This is a genomic window from Gemmatimonas sp. (assembly GCF_027531815.1).
Taxonomy (GTDB): domain Bacteria; phylum Gemmatimonadota; class Gemmatimonadetes; order Gemmatimonadales; family Gemmatimonadaceae; genus Gemmatimonas.
On the sequence record NZ_JAPZSK010000004.1, the window covers coordinates 286,722 to 301,935 of the forward strand.

Annotated in this window: 12 protein-coding genes; 8 read left to right on the forward strand and 4 right to left on the reverse strand. The window is 68.6% G+C overall.

Going from position 1 to position 15,214, the window contains the following annotated elements; translation table 11 throughout:
* Positions 1-61: 61 nt before the first annotated feature.
* The 3 genes from O9271_RS05100 to O9271_RS05110 are packed head-to-tail and all read left to right on the forward strand — an operon-like array spanning position 62 to position 3,266.
* Complete coding sequence (locus O9271_RS05100; RefSeq protein ID WP_298266694.1) at positions 62-1,453, forward strand: cytochrome ubiquinol oxidase subunit I; 1,392 nt, start codon at positions 62-64, stop codon at positions 1,451-1,453.
* Entirely contained in the window at positions 1,453-2,514 is a 1,062-nt protein-coding gene (locus O9271_RS05105) for a cytochrome d ubiquinol oxidase subunit II (protein ID WP_298266696.1), read from the forward strand. The genes O9271_RS05100 and O9271_RS05105 overlap by 1 nt, the downstream gene beginning before the upstream one ends.
* A 56-nt stretch (positions 2,515-2,570) precedes the next feature.
* Positions 2,571-3,266 carry a response regulator transcription factor gene (locus O9271_RS05110; RefSeq protein ID WP_298266698.1) on the forward strand — a complete coding sequence of 232 codons (696 nt, stop codon included), beginning with the start codon at positions 2,571-2,573 and terminating at the stop codon, positions 3,264-3,266.
* 15 nt (positions 3,267-3,281) lie between these two features.
* On the opposite strand, the gene O9271_RS05115 is transcribed toward O9271_RS05110, so the two are convergent.
* Complete coding sequence (locus tag O9271_RS05115; protein ID WP_298266700.1) at positions 3,282-5,135, reverse strand: acyl-CoA dehydrogenase family protein; 1,854 nt, start codon at positions 5,133-5,135, stop codon at positions 3,282-3,284.
* Between the two features lie 107 nt (positions 5,136-5,242).
* Positions 5,243-6,940, reverse strand: a complete 1,698-nt coding sequence (locus O9271_RS05120) for an Ig-like domain-containing protein (RefSeq protein ID WP_298266702.1) — start codon at positions 6,938-6,940, stop codon at positions 5,243-5,245.
* A gap of 248 nt (positions 6,941-7,188) precedes the next feature.
* Here O9271_RS05120 and O9271_RS05125 point away from each other — a divergent pair, with 248 nt between their 5' ends.
* Genes O9271_RS05125 through O9271_RS05135 form a run of 3 tightly spaced genes read left to right on the forward strand, consistent with a single transcriptional unit; the run spans position 7,189 to position 10,615 of the window.
* On the forward strand, positions 7,189-8,802 hold the full coding sequence (locus O9271_RS05125) for a glycosyltransferase family 39 protein (RefSeq protein WP_298266704.1): 1,614 nt from the start codon (positions 7,189-7,191) through the stop codon (positions 8,800-8,802).
* On the forward strand, positions 8,799-9,188 hold the full coding sequence (gene crcB, locus O9271_RS05130; protein WP_298266706.1) for a fluoride efflux transporter CrcB: 390 nt from the start codon (positions 8,799-8,801) through the stop codon (positions 9,186-9,188). The genes O9271_RS05125 and crcB overlap by 4 nt, the downstream gene beginning before the upstream one ends.
* 35 nt (positions 9,189-9,223) lie before the next feature.
* On the forward strand, positions 9,224-10,615 hold the full coding sequence (locus O9271_RS05135; RefSeq protein WP_298266708.1) for a dipeptidase: 1,392 nt from the start codon (positions 9,224-9,226) through the stop codon (positions 10,613-10,615).
* A gap of 95 nt (positions 10,616-10,710) precedes the next feature.
* On the opposite strand, the gene rho is transcribed toward O9271_RS05135, so the two are convergent.
* Positions 10,711-12,741: a transcription termination factor Rho gene (gene rho / locus O9271_RS05140; RefSeq protein WP_298266710.1), complete on the reverse strand. Its 2,031-nt coding sequence runs from the start codon at positions 12,739-12,741 to the stop codon at positions 10,711-10,713.
* Positions 12,742-13,211: 470 nt separating this feature from the next.
* Here rho and O9271_RS05145 point away from each other — a divergent pair, with 470 nt between their 5' ends.
* Together O9271_RS05145 and O9271_RS05150 are read left to right on the forward strand one after the other, a co-directional pair.
* Positions 13,212-13,805: a hypothetical protein gene (locus O9271_RS05145; RefSeq protein ID WP_291262981.1), complete on the forward strand. Its 594-nt coding sequence runs from the start codon at positions 13,212-13,214 to the stop codon at positions 13,803-13,805.
* 115 nt (positions 13,806-13,920) lie between these two features.
* Entirely contained in the window at positions 13,921-14,229 is a 309-nt protein-coding gene (locus O9271_RS05150; RefSeq protein ID WP_343213622.1) for a carboxymuconolactone decarboxylase family protein, read from the forward strand.
* Here O9271_RS05150 and O9271_RS05155 read toward each other — a convergent pair.
* Positions 14,226-15,095, reverse strand: coding sequence for a polysaccharide deacetylase family protein (locus tag O9271_RS05155; RefSeq protein WP_298266712.1), 870 nt, complete (start codon positions 15,093-15,095; stop codon positions 14,226-14,228). The genes O9271_RS05150 and O9271_RS05155 overlap by 4 nt on opposite strands.
* Between the last annotated feature and the right edge of the window lie 119 nt (positions 15,096-15,214).

The following is a 15,214-nucleotide window of genomic DNA, read 5'->3' on the forward strand; positions in this document are numbered from 1 at the left end:
CGGGATGCCAGGCCCCGAGGGACCGGCGGAACGCGACTCCTGCACCAGGCATTAGTCTCGTATGCCGTCCGACTTGATGTTCGCCCGCTCGCAAATGGCGATGTCGCTGGCCTTCCACATCGTCTTTGCCGTGGTGGGCATCGGCATGCCGGCCCTCATGGTCATTGCCGAGTGGCGGTGGCTTCGCACGCGCGACACCGTGATGCTGGAATTGGCCAAACGCTGGGCCAAGGGTACCGCCATCCTCTTTGCCGTGGGCGCCGTGTCCGGCACCGTGCTCAGTTTCGAGTTGGGGCTGCTCTGGCCCACCTTCATGGAGCACGCCGGCGCCGTGATCGGCATGCCGTTCTCCCTCGAGGGGTTCGCGTTCTTCACCGAAGCCATCTTCCTCGGCATCTACCTGTACGCGTGGAAGCGGATTCCCCCGCGGGCCCATCTCGCCGCCGGCGTGGTGGTGGCCGTGAGCGGCGCACTCAGCGGGGCGTTCGTGGTGTGCGCCAACGCCTGGATGAACGCGCCGGCCGGCTTCACAATGGTGAACGGTGAGGTCACGAGCGTCGATCCCATCGCCGCCATGTTCAACGCGGCGGCGCCTGCCCAGATCGTGCACATGACGCTCGCCGCATTCGCCGCCACGGGCTTCGCGGTCGCCGGCATTCACGCCTATGCACTCTGGCGTGGCACGCTGCATCGGGCCTTCCATCGCGCCGCGCTGCAGATCGCGCTCATGATCGGCCTGCCGACGGCGCTCCTTCAGCCGCTCAGCGGCGACTGGAGTGCCCGTGGCGTCGCCGAGCGCCAGCCGGTGAAGCTCGCCGCCATGGAGGGACACCTGCGGACCGGGCCGGCGGCGTTCGTGATCGGGGGGTGGCCCAATCCCGAAACCCTCGAGCACCGCGGGGCCATCGAGATTCCCGGGGCTCTCTCGTGGCTGCTGCACGGCGATCCCGCCGCGGTCGTGCCTGGGATCGACAGTGCGCCGGCCGATGAGCGGCCGCCGCTCGCCATTGTGCACCTCGCCTTTCAGATCATGGTGGGCTGCGGGACGCTCATGGCGCTGCTCGCGCTGTGGGGCGCCTGGCGCTGGTGGCAGCGGCGCGGCGGTGGTGGGGTCGCGCTGCCCGACGATCGGCGTTTCCTCCTGGCCATCATGCTGGCCGCACCCTTGGGGTTCATTGCGCTCGAAGCCGGGTGGACTGTCACCGAGGTGGGACGGCAGCCGTGGATCGTGCAGGGCATCCTGCGCACCGCCGATGCCGTGACGCCCATGCCGGGACTCGGAGTGACCTTTGCCCTCTTCACCGTGCTGTATATCGGGCTGGCGATTGCCGTGGTGTTCCTGCTCTGGCGGCAGATCCTCAAGACGGGCGTCACCCCTGTGCCGTTGGGCGTCACGAGCGAGCTCCCGTTGCCCTCGCGACTCTCGGGCACGCATCCCACCCCACGTTCGTAATGAACCCGGCGGAACTCACCTGGACGCTGCCGCACATTGTCGCCGGGGTCATGGTGCTCTCCCTCAACGCCTATGTGCTGCTGGGCGGAGCGGACTTCGGCGGCGGGGTCTGGGACTTCTTCGCGCGCGGCCACCGACGCGACGAACAGCGGGCGCTGATCGCCGAGGCGATCGGTCCCATCTGGGAGGCCAATCATGTGTGGCTCATCCTCGTGGTGGTGCTGCTCTTCACCTGCTTTCCCAAGGCCTTTGCGCATCTGGCCACCGAACTCCACGTGCCCATTACCATCATGCTGGTGGGCGTCGTGTTGCGTGGGTCGGCCTTCACCTTCCGCACGTACGACAGCAAGCGCGATGCGGTCCAGCGCCGCTGGGGGCGTATCTTCTCCATCGCCAGCCTGCTCACGCCCGTTGTCCTCGGCGTCTGTCTCGGCGCTGTGGCGGGAGGACTGGTCCCCATGCGTCCGGCATCGCAAGCCGCCACACTGACCTTCATGGACCGCTTCGTGAACCCCTGGTTCATGTCGCCGTTTCCGTGGGCCGTCGGCTTGCTGACCTTGCTGCTCTTCGCCTTTCTGGCCGCCGCCTATCTCACCGTGGAGGCACCGGAAGGCCCGCTGCGGGATCTCTTCTGTCGCCGCGCGCAGCAATCACAGGTGGCGCTGCTCATCACGGCGGTCGCAACGCTGGTGGTGGCACGGGCCGAGGACCCCCAGCTGTTCGCCGGGCTCACGCGCGGAAGCACGGCGCTGGCCATGCTCGGTACCACCGCGCTGGCCGCCGCCACCACGCTCTGGGCGCTTGCGACGCGTCGCTTCCAGCTGGCGCGCCTTGCCGCCGCCGCCCAGGCGAGCTTCATCCTCTGGGGCTGGGCATGGACGCAGTTTCCCTGGCTCCTCCCTCCCGATCGCACCATCACCGCGCTCGCCGCGCCTCGCATCACGCTGCAGCTCACGCTCGGGGCCTTGTGCGTTGGCACCGCCATCCTGCTGCCGAGCTTCGTGTATCTGTTCCGCGTCTTCAAGAGTGGCGAAACGGTCTTCGGCGCTGATCAGCCCTGAGCCCCCGGCACGACGGGCCTTACCGGAACTCCGGTTGCGGCCGTAACTTGCGGCCCATGCGCCCAGACCTCATTCGCGTGGTCCTCGTCGACGACCACCAGATCGTCCGCTCGGGACTCAAAGCCGTTCTCGCTACCGCCAAGGACATCATCGTGGTAGGCGAAGGCGGGAGCGGCAAGGATGCGCTGGTCCTCGCCGAACGGCTCGATCCGCACGTGATCGTCATGGATCTCTCCATGCCCGACATGGACGGCCTGACCGCCACCCGCGAACTGCAGAAGGCCAACGCCACGCGGACGCCGAGCCCCGACGAGCCAGCCACCCGACGTGTACTCGTCCTCACCATGCACACGGAAGACGAGCACCTCGTGGCGTTGCTGGAAGCCGGCGCCGGGGGGTATCTGCTCAAGTCGGTCGCCGATCGTGAACTCGTGGATGCCGTGCGTACCGTTGCCGCAGGCGATGTGTACGTGCAGCCCACCGCGGCACGTGCCCTCGCGCGCGGGCTGGCGAAGCGCGACGGCAACGCCGAGGAGCGAACACGCTTCGAGAAGCTCACCGACCGCGAGCAGGTGGTATTGCGCATGGTCGCCGAAGGGTACACGGCGCCGGAAATCGGTGAGCACCTCACCATTTCGCCCAAGACGGTCGACACGTACAAGCAGCGCATCGGCGAAAAGCTGGGCCTCACGCATCGCACCGACTACGTGAAATTCGCCCTCAAGCTGGGGTTGCTCAAGAACGACGCCTGATCGTCGCGCGCGCGGTCAGTCCGGAAGGCGGTCGACTGCGCGCTGCTGCGCGTCTCGGGTGAGACTCCACGCCGGGAGCGGCGGCACGGCGACATCCATCAGCGCATCACTCGACGCATAGCCGCGCTCGTCGCGCACGCGCGCGGCGATGCGGCGGCGCAGGTCGTCGATGCCCTCACCGGTCTTGCCGTCGAGTTCATCGCGATGGGCGCTGAAACGACGGCCGCTCTGCAGGCAGAACAGCTCCGTCAGGGCGATCTCGCGTGCGCACGCATCCACCCCGCGCTCGTCGATCAGCTGCTGCGTGCGTGAGATGGTGGTGCAGCGCGCGTACAGTTCGATGGCCATGTCGGCCAGGCGCTCCACCACCAGCTGCCGCTGCAGTATCTCCTTGCGGTGCGTCGTGATGGCCTGCTGCGTGGCCTTGGCGAGTTCGGCGACGTGCCGTTCCACATAGGTGGCATGCGTGCGCAGGGAGGCGTGCAGCGTGGCCTGGAAGCGATCACGTCGGCCGAACGCGCTGGCCACCTTGTCGGCCGCGTAGCCCGACACCAGTACCCAGTTCTGGATGGGGTTCTTGAGCGCACCGGCAAGCTCCTTGAGCTCCTCGGCCGGCCCTTGGATGCCGTTGAGTCCCACGAACAGACGCAGGATCTCGTTGGCGCCTTCGAAGATGCGATTGATGCGGGCATCACGCAGGTACCGCTCGTACGGCCATGGCTTCACGAAGCCTCGGCCCCCGGCCAGCTGCACCAGCTCGTCGGAGCTGCGCCACACCAGCTCACTCGCAAACACCTTCACGCAGGCGGCCTCCAGCGACGCGTCCACGGTCGTGCTGTCCAGCGCTGCAGCGAGTGCGCCCACCATCGCATCGGCGGCGTACGTCTCGCTGGCCATGGTGGCCATCTTGCGCTGCGTGATCTCGAAGCTCGCCAGCGGACCGCCGAACTGCGTGCGCGCCTCGGCGTAGCGGGTGAATTCTCCCAGCAGCTTCTTGCAGGCCGCCGTGCACCCCGATGCCAGTGACAGACGACCGGCATTGAGGGCATTCACCGCCACGCGGAAGCCCTTGCCCACCTCTCCGAGCACGTGGTCGTCGGGCACGAAGAGATCCTCGAACACGAGCTCCGCCTGCGTGGACCCACGGATGCCGAGCTTGCGGATCGTGCCATCGACGCGAAAGCCGGGCATGTCGGGACGCACGATGAAGGCGGTGGGACGCCGCACCGTTTCGCCGTTCCGCTCGAGCGGCGTCTGGGCAAAGGTGGCCACCACGCCAGCCCGCTGGCCGTTGCCAATCCAGTGCTTGCGCCCGTTGAGGACCCAGCCGGTGCCGTCGGGGTGCCGGTCGGCGCGTGTCACGATGTGCTGCGCATCCGATCCGGTTTCCGGTTCGGTCAGCGCATACGCGGCCAGCGTCTCGCCCCGCGCGAGCGCCGGCAGGTACCGCGCCTTCTGGGATTCGTTGCCGGCAATGACCAGCGCCTTGCTGCCCAGTCCGCAGTGCACGCCAATGAGTACCCCGAGCGACGCATCGATGGACGCCACGGCGCCGAACACCCGCGCATACGCGCTCGCCGACAGCCCCAGACCGCCGTACGCCGTGGGAATCGTGAGCGCCAGCAGCCCCGCGGCGGCAAAGCCCCGGATGACTTCTTCGTCGATCCCTTCCTGCTCATCGAAGCGCCGCGGGTCGATGAGCCCCGACGCGACCATCCCGTTCACCGCGTCCACCAGCCGATGCACCGTCCGCGCCTCCTCGGGATCGCGTACGTCCAGCGTGACCGGATACGGGAAGAGCAGCGATTCGTTGATGTCGCCGGCGAACAGATCACGCAGGAACGACGGCGTGGCAGCAGTGGTGGTCATGAGAAAGCCTGGAGGAATGCACACCGGGGCCGCCACATGCCGTGGCGGCCCCGGTGTGAAAGCTACTGCCTGGTACCGGGCCCGTGTGGGTCCGCGGCGGCGACCGCCTATTCGCGCCGTATCGGCACCGGCACGGGCAGCGTCACCGTGACGTTCACGCGCGTGGCCTTGCCCTGCGCCTGCCCGTTTGCGTTCAGCGCCTGCAGTGTCAGCGTGGCCGTGCCGAGCTGCAGCCCAGCCACCGACACCTGCGCTGTGGTCGTGACCGACTGCGCATTGGCCACCGCCGGATTGTCGCTGCGGATCTCGACGGTGCGGTTGCGCAGCACGTTCCCCTGGGCATCGCGCACCTCGATGGCAAAGGGCAGCGTCGCCCCCCGCGGGAGCGAGAAGGAGAGCGGGGCCACGATCGTGTCCACGGCAATCTGCTGAATGAGCAGCGACGCCTGAGCCGACCGATTCTCCGAGGTGGCGAAGATATTGACGACGCCAGCGGACACGGTGGTGACGAACCCGCTCTGGTTCACGCTGGCACGCGTGGGGTCGGAGCTGAGCCATTCCACGGGCCGATCGGTCACCTCCGTCCCCGCCGAGTCGGTGACCGTGGCCCGGAACTGCACCGTCTGCCCTTCGATCACGTTGGCCTGCAAGGGCGTGACCTGCACGGTGGCTACCGGGATGCGCGTCACCTGCAGCGTCACCGTGTCGGCGACGTTGTCGGCGCGGGCAATGATGCGCGCCGTACCGAGCGAGAGGCCGGTGACGATGCCGGCCTGCGTGACCTGGATGACCGTGGGGGTGTTCGTGCTCCACACCGGTGCCCGGCCGGTGATGGCCGTGTTGGCGGAGTCGAAGAGTGTGGCCTGGAAGGCGCGCGGGACCGCCAGCCGCAGCGAGCCGATACGCGGCGCAATCACCACCTGCGCAATGCGCGGATCGACCGCTTCTACGGTGGCGCTGCAGGTTACCGCCGGGAACTCGACCGACGACGCGGTGATGGTGGCGGTACCGGAGCGACGGGTGGTCGCGAAACCGGTCGCCGACACCGCGGCCACATTTTCATTGCTGCTCGACCATGCCACGGCGCGGCCGAGGGTGGGCACGATGTTGTTGGCGGTGTCGCGCAGCGTGAGCGTGGGCTGCACTCCCTGGCCCGTCGTCACCCGGAAACTGGTCGGCGACAACGAGCATGATCCAATCGGAATTTCCGTCACGATGACCTGCGCCTGGCCCAGCGTCTGGTCGGTCTCGGCGGTGATGACCACCGTGCCGGTACCGACGGCCGTGACGAGGCCCGCCTGGTCTACCGAGGCGATCGCCGTATTGCTCGACGTCCATCGGAAGGTGCGCCCCTGAATGATCAGGTTCGCGGCGTTGCGTGCCGTGGCCGCCAGCTGGCGCGTATTCGTGCGGCGCAGGGTGATTGCGGCCGGGTTGATGGTCACGGTGGCCGCCGCTTCCGGGGTTACGGTGACGGCCACGGCGGCGCTCTTGCCGTCGGCCACCGCCGACACGGTCGCCGTTCCCACCGACACGGCAATCACACTGCCTTCGGCCGTTACCGTGGCGACAGCCGTGTTGCTCGAGGAATAGTTGATCCGCTTGTCGGCGATGGTGTTGCCATCACAGTTGAACGCGGTGCCCACGATCGTCGCCGTGCCATTCACCGGCAGCGTCAGCGTTGCCGGCGCCACGCTGATCGTGCAGGCGCTGGGCGGCCGCAGATCGAGACAGGCGGCGGTGGTACCCAGCGTCGCCACCAGGGCGGCGGCGCCCAGCCGGCGGGCGCCACGGGAGAAGGACACAATGTGCGCTGCGACCCGCATGCAGGTCCGTCCTGGAACAAAGGAGGTGGAAAACGACGGTGCCGAAACGGCACACACCGGGAACTACTACACAAGACGCCCAGTCTCGGAACGCCGTAACCCTCACAATTGCGGCTCACCGGGCGCGTACGCTCCACTGCAACCTGACCAGACAGGCATTCCGCAGCAAGCGGCGTCAACGGCGCGCCGTAGCCATCCCTGGCTTCATCGGTCAACTTTCGCCCCCGATGCCGATTGCCCCTCTTTCCACCGGAACGAACTCTGCCCCCGCACGGGAGCGGGTAACCCATTGGGTGCTCGTGGGGGGCTGGGTCCTCGCCGCAGCGCTCCTGCGCGGGGTCCTCTCGGCGTGTGTGCCGCTGCTCCCCGACGAGACCTATTACTGGGAATGGTCCCGGCGCCTCGAGGCCGGCTACTTCGACCACCCGCCCGGCATCGCTGTGCTCATTCGTGCCGGAACCCTGCTGTTGGGCGACCGCTCTGCTGGTGTGCGGGCCGGACCGGCGCTGGCCGCACTTGCCACCCACATGGCGGCGGTCTTGTGCGCGTGGCACCTGGCCGGCCGCGGTGACGCGGGACGACTGGCCGCCCGTCGAGCGGCCATGCTGGTCACCCTGCTGCCCATCGCCACGCTGGGACTCGTGTTGGCCACCCCCGATGCCGCGCTCTTCACGACCGCCATGATTGCGCTGCTGGCCGTCGAACGGGCGCTGGCCACCCCGGTGCGCAGTTGGGCCAGCTTCCTCTGGTGGCTGCTGGCCGGGGTGGCCCTTGGTGGCGCCTTCGTGGCCAAGTACACGGCCGTACTGCTCCCCATGGGGCTCGTGATCGCCTGTCTGGTGCACCCGGCGCTGCGCCGGCGCTATGCCGATGCCGGGCCATGGGTGGCCGGAGCCGTCGCCCTTGCCCTGTTCGCCCCGGTGGTGGCGTGGAACCTGTTCAACAACTGGATTTCCTTCCGCTTCCAGTTGGGGCACGGATTCAACGCCGTGAGTCGCGGCAACCCCGTATCGCGCGAACTCGAGATGCTCGGTGCCCAGGCCGGGCTCGCCTCCCCCATCCTGTTCGGGCTCCTCACCATTGTCGTGTGGGTGGCGCTGCGAGACGGCTGGCGTACCCGCCGCACCGCCCAGCCCACCGACCTCTCGGCGCGGCGCTTCGCCCTGGCGGTGGTGGCGGTGGTGCCGCTCGGGTTCTTCGCGATCAGCGCCTGGCGGCGACCGGTGGAAGCCAATTGGCCGGCCATGATTTATCCCGCGGCCATGATGCTGCTGGCCACGAGCCCCCTGCCCGTGGCGCAGGGCGTGTGGTGGCGCCGCGGCGTCTGGCTCGCTGCGGGGCTGCTGGCCGTGGTGGCGGTGCAGGCGGCCACCCCCATCTTGCCCCTCGCGCCCAGGCGTGACCCCATTGCCCGCGCCCATGGCTGGCGCGCGCTCGCGGATTCCGTGGCCGCAGCGCGGCGGGATCCGTTCCTGAACGGCACGGTGGACCGCTGGGTCGCCGCCGATCGCTATCAGGACGCTTCGGAACTGGCCTTCCATCTCCCCGATCAGCCCACGGTGTTCTCGCTCAATCTCGGTGGGCGCACCAATCACTACGACGTGTGGCCAAACGCCTGGCAGCGCGTGCGCCCGGGCGACGGGCTGATCGTGGCCTTCGACGCCGATGCCAAGGGAGATTCCCTGGCCCGCGTGGTCGGTGGCTGGTTCAAGGCCATGCGGCCCGGCGCGCTGGTGCCGCTGCAACGCGAAGGTCGCACCGTAACCACCCGCCGGCTCTGGCTGTATCGCATCGCGCAAAACGTGCCCCGAACGAGTCCCACACACCCGGCGGTCCCGTGAACGGCGCCGTCTCCGCCGCGGCGCTCCTCGCGGTCGCCGCTGGCGGCGCGGTTGGATCGGTGGCGCGCTACCTCGCGACGCTCGCCCTCGTGCCGGCGACGGGCGCCTTCCCCGCCGGTACGCTGGTCGTGAACGTCGTGGGCTCGTTTCTCATTGGATGGTTCACCCGGTTCTTCACGGGTGACGCCACGCAGGACGTGGTTCGTCTGGCGCTTACCACCGGGTTCTGTGGCGGATTCACCACGTTCTCCACCTTCAGTGCCGAGACGCTGCAGCTGGTACAGCAGGGAAAGGGCGCCCGCGCCATTGCCTACGTGGCGCTCAGTCTCGCGCTCGGGCTGGGCGCGGCCGCCCTCGGTCTCGTGCTGGGACGCCCCCGTGCATGACGCCAACTCCCCCGACTTACCCCGAGCCTGATGCCATGACCGTCACGTCCATTCCCGCCGACCTGCTTGCGTGGTGCGATGCCAACGACGCGCGCGCGCGTGAGGAACTGTTCGCGTTCCTGCGCATTCCCTCGGTGTCGGCGCGCACCGAGCACGCCGGGGACTGTGTGGCCGCGGCGCAGTTCGTCGCCGACGCCCTGGCGCGGATCGGCTTCACCACCAGCATCGAACCCACGCCGGGACATCCCATCGTGCTCGGTGAATGGCGCGGCGCACCGGTCGGCGCGCCCACGCTGCTCATTTACGGCCACTACGACGTGCAGCCTGCGGAGCCGCTCGCGCTGTGGACCTCGCCGCCTTTCGAGCCCACGCTGCGTGACGGTCGCATCTACGCGCGCGGTGCCGTGGACGACAAGGGGCAGCTCTATCTCCACATCAAGGCGCTCGAAGCGCACCTCGCGACACGCGGCACGCTGCCCGTGAACGTGATTGTGCTCGCCGAGGGTGAGGAGGAAGTGGGGAGCGAGAACCTGGAGGCGTTTCTCGATCGTGAACGCACGCGTCTGGCCTGCGACGCCGTGGTGATTTCCGATAGCACGATGTTCGCGCCCGGCATCCCCAGCATACTCTCCAGCCTGCGCGGCATGGCGTATCTCGAGATTACCGTGCGCGGGGCCAGTGGCGATCTGCACAGCGGCATGTACGGCGGCGCCGTGGTGAACCCGGCCATGGCGCTCGCCCGCATGCTCAGCACCATGCACGATGCCGAGGGGCGGATTGCCATTCCGGGCTTCTATGACGACGTGCGCCCGTTCCCCGACCACGTGCGTGCGCAGATGCGCACCCTCCCCTTCCGCGACGAGCAGCTGATGCACGAGGTGGGGGTGACGGCGCTGAGCGGTGAGCCGGGCTACACCACGCTCGAGCGCCTCTGGACCCGTCCCACCTGCGAGGTCAACGGCCTGCTCAGCGGTTACACCGGTGAAGGCGCCAAGACGGTGCTCCCCGCCGTCAGCATGGCCAAGGTGAGCTTCCGTCTCGTGCCCGACCAGGATCCGCATCGCATCGCCGCGCTGGTGGAGCAGCATCTGGTGCAGGTGGCACCGGCGGGGGTCTCGGTGACAGTGGCGTATCTGCACGGGGGGCGCCCGTGGCGCGCCGACCTGCAGGGGCCCATCATCGACGCCGGTCGCGCCGCGCTGCAGGCAGCGTTTGGCCGTGAGCCTGTCGTCACGGGGGAAGGGGGGAGTATTCCCGTCGTGGGCGACTTCGAACGCATCCTGGGTGCGCCCGTCCTGCTCATGGGCTTCGGCCTGCCGGGAGAAAACGCGCATGCTCCCGACGAGTGGATGAGCGAGGAGAACTTCCGTCTCGGCATGCGCGCGGCGGTCGTGCTGTACGAAGCGTACGGCCAACGCCCTCGCTGAGGCTTCACCACCGCCTCCGCACACGCCCCCCGGAAACCGCGCGGTTTCCGGGGGGCGTGTGCGAACAGCTCGGACGACGGCGCCCAAGCGGTCAACTACAGTCCGTCGAGCAGTGAGTCGTTGTTGCTGGTGGCGGCAATACGCTTGATGAGCCATTCCATACCCGCCTGCGGTGGCAACTGGTGCAGACCGCGGCGCAGCAGGTGCACCTTATCGAGTTGATCCGGCCGGTACAGCTTCTCCTCGCGCCGGGTGCCACTGGTGGCGATGTCGAAGGCCGGGAAGATGCGTCGATCCGCCAGCGAGCGATCGAGCTTGATCTCGCAGTTGCCGGTGCCCTTGAACTCCTCGAAAATCACGTCGTCCATGCGCGAGCCGGTTTCCACCAGCGCCGTGGCAATGATCGTGAGTGATCCGCCCCCATGCTGCGGCGCAATCATGCGCGCCGAGCCGAAGAACGCCTTCGGTTTCTGCATCGCGGTGGCGTCGAGACCGCCGGACATGGTGCGTCCCGTGCCGCGATCGACCGTGTTGTGCGCGCGAGCCAGTCGGGTGATCGAGTCGAGTACGATCACCACATCCTTCCCCTGTTCTACCAGGCGGCGGGCGCGTTCAAGCGTCATCTCCGCCACTTCCACGTGCCGCTTGGGGGGCATGTCGAAGCTGGAGGCGACCACCTCGCCGTAGCCCCAGGTGATCATCTCGCTCACTTCCTCGGGACGTTCGTCCACGAGCAGGACCAGCAGCGCCGCCTGGGGATGGTTGATGGCCACCCCTTCGACAATGGCCTGCAGCAGCGTGGTCTTGCCGGCGCGAGCCGGGGCGACGATAAGTGCCCGCTGGCCGTAGCCGATCGGCGCGATGAGGTCGATGGCGCGACGCGTCAGCTCGGGGCCGGTCTTCGCCGGGCGTCCGGTCTCCAGCGTCAACTTCCGATCGGGGTAGCTGGCGATGAGCGTGTTGAAATCGGGGCGCTTTTCCAGCACCACCGGCGATCCATCGTTCAGTTGCTGCACTTCCACGACCACGTACCGTCCGCGCGGGTCGCGACCATAGGTGACCTCGAGCTTGTCCCCGCGACGCAGCTGGTGCAATCGCACCAGGGCAGGGGGCACGAAGGGATCGGTGGGGTCCGGCAGGTAGCTGTTGACCCCGCGGCGCAGGAACCCGCCGTCGCGTGAGGCGTCGAACCATCCGCCCATCGTGCCCTCGACCGCCACCGGGGTCTGCGGTGCCCGATCGTTGCCCCCTTCGACAGGGGCTCCACCACCACCACCACCACCACCACCACCACCACCACCGCCACCGCCGCGGCGGAATCGGTTGCGTCCGCGGCGGCCATTGCGACGGAAGCTCCCCTCGCCACCCTCGAACCGATCGGGGCGCTCGCCCCCCTGTTCGGTGGCCGGTCGCTCCACGCGCTCCGGCCGCTCCGCCGGCGGTGCGCCGGACCGGTCGGAACCCACCCGCTCACCCCGGTCGCGGTTGCGATGCCGCCCACGACGGCGGCCACCACGTTCGCGGCGATTGTCGAAGGGACGCTCCGGACGCTCCGTGCGCTCCGTGCGCTCCGGCCCATCCGTCCGATTGAAGGCGCGATCGTACCGGTTTTCCGTTTCGCGGCGGTCGTTGGTGACGCGTTCGGCCGGGTCGTATACCGGAGGCTGATAGCGCTCAACCCGCGGTTCCGCAGGCGGCTCCGCGCGGCTCTCGGTGGCGCGCTCCGGGCGAGACTCCGCGCGGGACTCCGCGCGACTCTCTGCACGCGGTGCCGCGGCCGCCTCGCTCCCACTGTCGGGGCGCGGACGGCGCTCGCGACGGGGCGCAGCGGCAGGCGCAACAGCAGGCGCAGCAGCAGGCGCAGCGGCGGGTACGGCCGGAGCGGCCTGCGGCGCCGCGGGGGCGGCACTACTGCCAACCTCGTCGGCCTTCCGCCGCGGGGTGCGCGGACGGCGCGGTTTGGCCGCATCGGCGCTGGGCACCTCGACGTCGGCCGGGGCGGCTGCGGCCGCCTTGGTGCTCTTCGAGCGCGGCTTGGGCGCGTCGAGGTAGGGATTGTCGTCTCCGGCGACTTCCGGAGTCGTCCGCGTGCGCGGGCGGCGAGCTGGGCGTTTCGGTTCGGTCATTCGACTACTGCGAGTGGTACTGGGTGCTCGCGTTCGAACGAACGGAGCACGGCTCCCCATGCGTCATGATTGGCGACGCCAGGAGGGGCCTGAAGGACAAACCCGGTGTGGGGCTCGTGGAGCGCGGAAGCGCAGAATGATGCGGGCTGCTGGGGGACGGATGTGCTGCCGTCGCACTGCCGGCGGCAACTGGCGCACGGGGATGCGTGCGTAGCGACGCCGGTACCGCTGGGGGGAACGCGCGGAGTGGTGACTCCGGTGTCTCTCGAAGATCGCCGATCGGAGCACCACGCAGGGCTCCGCTGACCGACTCGGCCACAACGCGTCATTCGGGCGCGGCAGCGTCGGGATGTCCTTCGAGTTCCTGTGAGTATTACGAGGCAGGGGCAATCGCGCAACCCTTTGGCCCGATGCGGAGTTGTATCGGCAGCCCCGATCGGCCCCATTCCGCCCCTCTCTACGTTTGTACCATGATTGCCCCTCTCCTCGACCTTCCCGCCGCACTCGCCGAGGCCGTCAACGCCTACGAGGCCTCCGGCAACGTGGGTGCCCTCATGGAACGGCTCCACCATGTGCGCGAGGGGGCCACCCCCGATGCGCTCGTGGCCGCCGCCGAACCCTGGCTGCACATGCCGGAGGTGGCCGGCCCGCTCTATGAACGGGTGGTCGACCACCAGCCCAACAACGCGCGCGCCCTCGTCATTCTTGCCAACGCCTATTGGCTCTCGGGGCGCGGCCCCGAGGTCGTGGGGGAACTGGCCTCGCGCGCCCTGGCCGCCGACCCCGACAATCGCGGGGCCTGGCACATGTGGGCACTCACCGAAGGCAACCAGCGCGACCGCACCATTCGCTGGGTGCAGGTCACGCAGCGGTTCCCCGATGACATGCTGGCCAAGGCGGCGCTCGCCGACAACGCCGCCTCGCTGGCGGCGGCCGAGCACGACCGGGAAGCGCTCGCGCTGGCCATCGGGGCCTACGAGGAGCTGTGGAACAACTCGCCCAACGCCCAACAGCGAGCCGCACTCGAGACCGCGCTCAACACGTTGCGCAACTACCAATTCTGAGTAGCCGATGACCGAGCCCACCACCGGCGGTCCGCCGCACGATCACGCCGCCGCGCGCCCGGCCCCCCCGGGGGAAAGCGCCGCCCTCACCGAGTTCCGGCAGTTCCGCGAGCGCATGAACACCCGCATCCTCGGCGAGAACAATCTCGTCATCAACCGGTTCTTCAATCTCGACGGCCGTGCCTACGAAGGCGGCGCGCTCGACGTGAAGACCAAGGAACTGCTCGGCCTCGTGGCCTCGCTCGTGCTGCGCTGCGACGACTGCATCACCTACCACGTCGTGCGCTGCGCCGAAGAAGGCGTGACGCGCGATGAGATGTTCGAGACGCTCAGCATCGGACTCATCGTGGGCGGCAGCATCGTCATTCCCCACCTGCGCCGCGCGGTGGATCGCTGGGATGACTGTGAGCGCCTGCGGGGCTAGGGCTTCGCAATCGTCTTCGGATTTCCATCCGACACGAACCGCGCCCACTTGCCCCCCACCTTGTCCATCTCGTTCAAGGTGGTCGTGAGGTTGGTTCCCCCCTGCAGGGGGACTCGTGGCAGCGCGCGGGGATTGAACTGGGGGTCGAACGGGCTGCGGGCCGGACCCCCAGCCACCTCGAACACCGCCTCGTGGGCGTACGACACCGTACGCTTCGCCTTCGTGTCATACCACGACCCCTTCAGCGTCAGGGCCCGATTCTTCGGCCACAGCCCGTAGGGCAGCGCCATGCCGCGTACCTGGTAGCCGGGCACCGCACTGTCGATCGCCAGCACGCCGCGCGCCAGCTGCTCCTGGACCACCGCGTCGCTGTACTTGCTGAGCTTCGCGTGCCAGAGCGTATGGTTGCACAGTTCGAAGCCCTGCTGATGGAGGAACTGCACTTTCTTGAAGCGCCACGCCGACTGCTGCCCCTGAATCCCCTTTTCGCCGAAGAAGGCGTGCCCGGCCTCCGCCGCGGGCAGCATGCAGAACAGTCCCTTGGGCTTCCAGTCGGGATGGGTGCGAATGAAGTCGAGCAGGATGCCCACCGCGCTGGTCGGGTCCACCACCAGCTGGCCATTGCGCTCGAGGTACCGGAACTGACTCGGTGAGGCGTCGTCGAAGGTGAACAGGACCGGCGTCTTTCCGGCGGGCACATCCAGTGTCTTGTCCAGGATCTCCGACAGGTTCACCGGCACGTAGCCGCGCCGGTGCAACTCGGCCAGCTCCGCCCGGAACCGCTCGCGCGACACCTTGTAGGTGCCGTCCTTCTCCACCACCTGATGCCACTCCACGATGGGGAACCGGCCGAGCTCGTTGGGCACGCGCGTCGCCGGCGGCGTGGCACTTTGTGGGGGGTGGGTCCGTAGGAGGGGATGAGCCGACGCCAGGGTCGGCGCCAGCACGGCCGCGGCAACCACCGCCGCGGCAACCACGGCCGCGC

Bases quoted from the DNA above. Each gene is read 5' to 3' on its own strand.
- O9271_RS05100 (WP_298266694.1), top strand. From the start codon at position 62: ATGCCGTCCGACTTGATGTTCGCCCGCTCGCAAATGGCGATGTCGCTG.
- O9271_RS05105 (WP_298266696.1), top strand. From the start codon at position 1,453: ATGAACCCGGCGGAACTCACCTGGACGCTGCCGCACATTGTCGCCGGG.
- O9271_RS05110 (WP_298266698.1), top strand. From the start codon at position 2,571: ATGCGCCCAGACCTCATTCGCGTGGTCCTCGTCGACGACCACCAGATC.
- O9271_RS05115 (WP_298266700.1), bottom strand. From the start codon at position 5,135: ATGACCACCACTGCTGCCACGCCGTCGTTCCTGCGTGATCTGTTCGCC.
- O9271_RS05125 (WP_298266704.1), top strand. From the start codon at position 7,189: ATGCCGATTGCCCCTCTTTCCACCGGAACGAACTCTGCCCCCGCACGG.
- O9271_RS05135 (WP_298266708.1), top strand. From the start codon at position 9,224: ATGACCGTCACGTCCATTCCCGCCGACCTGCTTGCGTGGTGCGATGCC.
- rho (WP_298266710.1), bottom strand. From the start codon at position 12,741: ATGACCGAACCGAAACGCCCAGCTCGCCGCCCGCGCACGCGGACGACT.
- O9271_RS05145 (WP_291262981.1), top strand. From the start codon at position 13,212: ATGATTGCCCCTCTCCTCGACCTTCCCGCCGCACTCGCCGAGGCCGTC.
- O9271_RS05150 (WP_343213622.1), top strand. From the start codon at position 13,921: ATGAACACCCGCATCCTCGGCGAGAACAATCTCGTCATCAACCGGTTC.